The organism is Kitasatospora putterlickiae (assembly GCF_039527695.1).
Classification (GTDB): Bacteria; Actinomycetota; Actinomycetes; order Streptomycetales; family Streptomycetaceae; genus Kitasatospora; species Kitasatospora putterlickiae.
The window spans coordinates 1-4,024 of record NZ_BAAAKJ010000519.1 but is presented as its reverse complement, the minus strand read 5'-3'; the positions used below and the strand labels follow the sequence as shown (position 1 = coordinate 4,024).

General features: G+C 73.0%; 4 protein-coding genes and 1 pseudogene. All 5 read left to right on the top strand.

The genetic code is table 11. The annotated features are described in order from the left end of the window. Positions 1-239: 239 nt before the first annotated feature. Positions 240-533, top strand: a complete 294-nt coding sequence (locus ABD308_RS38500; protein ID WP_344345624.1) for a hypothetical protein — start codon at positions 240-242, stop codon at positions 531-533. A 136-nt stretch (positions 534-669) separates the two neighbouring features. After that, positions 670-2,517 carry a phage tail sheath C-terminal domain-containing protein gene (locus ABD308_RS38495; RefSeq protein WP_344345622.1) on the top strand — a complete coding sequence of 616 codons (1,848 nt, stop codon included), beginning with the start codon at positions 670-672 and terminating at the stop codon, positions 2,515-2,517. 7 nt (positions 2,518-2,524) lie between these two features. Continuing rightward, positions 2,525-3,049 (top strand): phage tail protein, encoded by a 525-nt coding sequence (locus tag ABD308_RS38490; RefSeq protein WP_344345620.1) that lies wholly within the window; start codon positions 2,525-2,527, stop codon positions 3,047-3,049. 10 nt (positions 3,050-3,059) lie between these two features. Next, positions 3,060-3,791: a hypothetical protein gene (locus tag ABD308_RS38485; RefSeq protein WP_344345618.1), complete on the top strand. Its 732-nt coding sequence runs from the start codon at positions 3,060-3,062 to the stop codon at positions 3,789-3,791. Continuing rightward, positions 3,784-4,024 (top strand): annotated as a pseudogene (locus tag ABD308_RS38480) (hypothetical protein); the annotation flags it as partial. The gene ABD308_RS38485 and the pseudogene ABD308_RS38480, both read left to right, overlap by 8 nt.

Here is a 4,024-nt window from a genome sequence, read left to right as displayed (position 1 = left end):
GCCCCGCCGGGGACGGCGCCCGGCGGGGCCGCGGCAACGGCGACGGCCCGGTCGACGGGGCGCGTGACGGGGCGCGCCACGGGGTGCGCGGGTCCCCGGCGGCCGGGCGGAGGTGCCGCGGGGCGGTCCCACGGGCGGGGACGGCGTGTACACGGTGGACGCGGCGGGCAGCAGGTCGGCGGCACACCCGGCAGCAACCCGCCGACCCGGTCCGGCCGGTGTCGGACGAGGAGGACCGCATGTACCGACTCACCCTCTCGCTGTGGCGCACCTGCGTGCCGTACGTCGTCGCGTTCCTCGTGGTGGAGGCGGCGCGGCTCGGCATCGAACTGGACGACGCCTCCGTCACCGCCGCGCTGGTCACCGGCTTCGGCACCGTCTACTACGCGGCGTTCCGGTTCCTGGAGGAGCGGTTCGGCGCGTCCTGGGGCTGGTTCCTGGGGGCCGCCCGGCCGCCGTCCTACCCGCCGTCCGCGTCCTCCGCGCCTTCCGCGGCGACGGGGTCCCACGGCACCGAACAGGAGGTTCGGTAATACAATTACTCTTTTAAATTCGGGTTGACGAATAGCCACCCGAATATGAAACTGACTCTGCCGCACACACATCAGGAACTCACGTCCGATCACATTCTCCCGAGTCCCTTGATGTGCGAAGTGAACGGAGGGGGAATTGCCGACGACACCGACCTACCCGGGCGTCTACATCGAAGAGCTTCCCAGTGGTGTCCGCACCATCACCACGGTGAGCACCTCGGTGACCGCCTTCGTCGGGGCCACCCGGCGCGGGCCGCTGAACCAGCCCGTCACCATCACCAGCTTCGCGGACTTCGAACGCCGCTTCGGCGGCCTCGCGAGCCAGAGCCCGGTCGGCTACGCCGTCCAGCAGTTCTTCCTCAACGGCGGCTCGATCGGGGTCGTGGTCCGGGTCGCGGCGGCCGGCACCGGTGCCGCCTCCGGCGTCACGCTCGACTCGACGCAGACCTCGACCGCCGCGCCGGCCCTGGAGGTCACGGCCGTCGAACCGGGCGCCTGGGGCGCGGCGCTGCGGGTCGCCGTGGACTACCGGACACCGACCCCGGCCGAGACCTTCAACCTCCAGGTCTTCGACACCTCGGGCGCCGTCCGGGAGTCCTTCGCGGACCTGTCGGTGCGCGCCGCCGACCCCCGGTTCGCCGAGACGGTGGTGAACAGCGGCTCGGCGGTCGTCCGGGTGAAGGTGCTGGCGGAGAGCCGGCCCGATCCGGTGGGCACCGTCTCCAAGCCCTTCGCCGCCACCCTGCCGGACCTCACCCCCGAGATCCAGGTCAAGATCGGCGACGTCTCACGGGCCGTCAGGATCCACGACCCGGCCGTGGACGGCGCCGCGCCGGCCACCGTCGCCGAACTCGCCCTGCTGCTGGAGCGCAAGCTGCGCGCCCTGCCCGACGCCCCGGGCCGGCGGGCCTTCGCGGGCACCCGGGTGAGCGTGTTCGGCCGGCGGCTCCAGGTCGTCGCGGGCTCCACCGACCCGGCCGACGTGGTGCGCTTCCTCGGCGAGGCCGCCAACAACCTCGGCCTTGAGGGGTCGGTCAACCCGCCGGTCCACGCGCTCACCGGCGGTCAGGACGGCGGGGCCCCCGGCCTGACCGACCTGATCGGCAGCGAGGCGGCCAAGACGGGCATCCAGGCCCTGCGCGACGTGCAGGACATCAACCTGCTGGTGCTGCCGGAGCTGGCCGGCTACGCCAGTGTCGACGACGCCGTCACCGTCGTCTCGGCCGCCCAGGCGCTCTGCGTCGAGAAGCGGATGTTCCTGATCGTCGACTCGCCGCAGGCGTGGACGACGCTGGACGACGCCCGGGCGGGCCTGTCCGCCTTCGACTCGGTGCGCAGCGACCACGCGGCGCTGTACTTCCCGCACCTGGAGCTGATCGACCAGCTCACCGGTCGGCTGCGCTCCTTCCCGCCGTCGGGCACCGTCGCCGGCGTGATGGCGCGCACCGACGCCCAGCGGGGGGTGTGGAAGGCCCCGGCGGGCACCGAGGCCGGTCTGCCGGGGGTGCGCGCGCTCACCGTCCCGCTGACGGACCGGGAGAACGGGCTGCTGAACCCGCTCGCGGTGAACTGCCTGCGGACCTTCCCGGTGGTGGGCCCGGTGGCCTGGGGCGCCCGGACCATGGCCGGCGCCGACGCGCTCGCCTCGCAGTGGAAGTACGTCCCGGTGCGGCGCCTCGCGCTGATGCTGGAGGAGAGCCTCTACCGGGGCACCAAGTGGGTCGTGTTCGAGCCCAATGACGAGCGGCTGTGGGCGCAGATCCGGCTGAACGTGGGCGCGTTCCTGCACTCGCTGTTCCAGCAGGGCGCGTTCCAGGGCACCTCCGCGCGGTCGGCCTATTTCGTCAAGTGCGACAAGGACACCACCACGCAGGACGACATCAACCGCGGTGTGGTGAACGTTGTGGTCGGATTCGCTCCGCTGAAACCCGCGGAATTCGTGATCGTCAAGATCGAGCAGCTCGCCGGACAGTTCGAGGTTTAGGATCTCCATGGTCGAGTTCACCGTCAATCCGCAGCGATTCGATCCGTACAAGAACTTCAAATTCCTGGTCGTCTGGGACGGCCGGGTGGTCGCCGGAATCAGCAAGGTCAGTCCGCTGAAGCGCACCACCGAGGTGGTGAAGCACCGCAGCGGGGGCGATCCGAGCGCGCCGCGGAAATCGCCGGGCCGTACCGACTTCGAGGCGGTCACCCTGGAGCGCGGGGTCACCCACGACCCGGAGTTCGACCGCTGGGCCAACAAGGTCTGGATGGTCGGCGCGGGCCGGGGAGCGGAGGTCTCACTGCGGGACTTCCGCAAGGACCTGGTGATCCAGGTGCTCAACGAGGCCGGCCAGGTGGCCGTCGCCCACAAGCTGTACCGCGCCTGGCCGAGCGAGTACCAGGTGCTGGGCGAACTGGACGCCAACGCCAACGCGGTGGCGATCCAGAGCCTCAAGCTGGAGGTGGAGGGCTGGGAGCGGGACGAGGAGACGCCCGAACCGGAAGAGCCGTCGTTCCAGCAGCCGGCCTGAGCGGCGCGCCATGGAACTCGCCGGACAGGCCGCGCTGTTGGCCACCTGGGAGGCCGGACTGGCGGCCGGCCGCACGGGGCGGGCGCTGCTGCTGCACACCGTCGCGCGTCCCGGCGCCGGGGCGGAGGAGCTGCTGGCCGTGCCGCTCGGCGAGCGGGACGCCGAACTGTTCGGCCTGCGCGCCGCGCTGTTCGGCGAACGGCTCACCATGCGGGTCGCCTGCCCGGACTGCCCGGAGGAGCTGGAGCTCGGCTTCGACGCCGGGCAACTGGCCGGGGCCGCACCACCGGTGACCGGGCCGTTGCGGGTGGAGCTGGACGGCTGGCGGGTCGGCTTCCGGCCGGCCACCCCGGGCGACCTGGCCGCCGCCGAACGGGCCCCCGAGGGCCGGGCCAGGGCGGTCCTGCTGGAACGGTGCGTGCTGAGCGCGGAGCACGACGGGGAGCCGGTGACCGCCCGGCAGCTCCCCGAACCGGTCCAGCGGCGCATGGCCGAGGCCGCCTCCGCCGCCGACCCGTGCGCGGACGTCCGACTGAACCTCAGCTGCCCCGGGTGCGGCGGGCAGGCCCTCGCCGAGCTGGACATCGCCTCCTACCTCTGGGAGGAGCTGGACGACTGGGCCCGGGCCACCCTGCTCGACGTCCATCTGCTGGCCACCGCCTACGGCTGGAGCGAGCCGGAGGTCCTGGCGCTCAGCCCGCTGCGGCGCCGCTACTACCTGGAGCTGTGTGCCGATGCCTGACCACTTCGACCGTCTGCTGACCAAGGGCGACCCGGGCCGGGACCGGGCCGGGACCGGGACCGGCGGGGTGCGGGTGCGCCCGCGTCTGCCGGGGCCGTTCGAACGGCTCTCCACGCTCGGGCCGGTGTCGGTGCCCACGCCGGCGATCGGCGGTCAGGAGCCGGTCGTGCCGGGCCGCCCGCCCGTTCCGGCGCCGCTCCCCCGGTCGGCGGCGGCGCCGCGCCCGGCCCCGG

Excerpts from the sequence above, each read along its gene's own strand:
- ABD308_RS38500 (WP_344345624.1), top strand. The coding sequence starts at position 240 with ATGTACCGACTCACCCTCTCGCTGTGGCGCACCTGCGTGCCGTACGTC.
- ABD308_RS38490 (WP_344345620.1), top strand. The coding sequence starts at position 2,525 with ATGGTCGAGTTCACCGTCAATCCGCAGCGATTCGATCCGTACAAGAAC.
- ABD308_RS38485 (WP_344345618.1), top strand. The coding sequence starts at position 3,060 with ATGGAACTCGCCGGACAGGCCGCGCTGTTGGCCACCTGGGAGGCCGGA.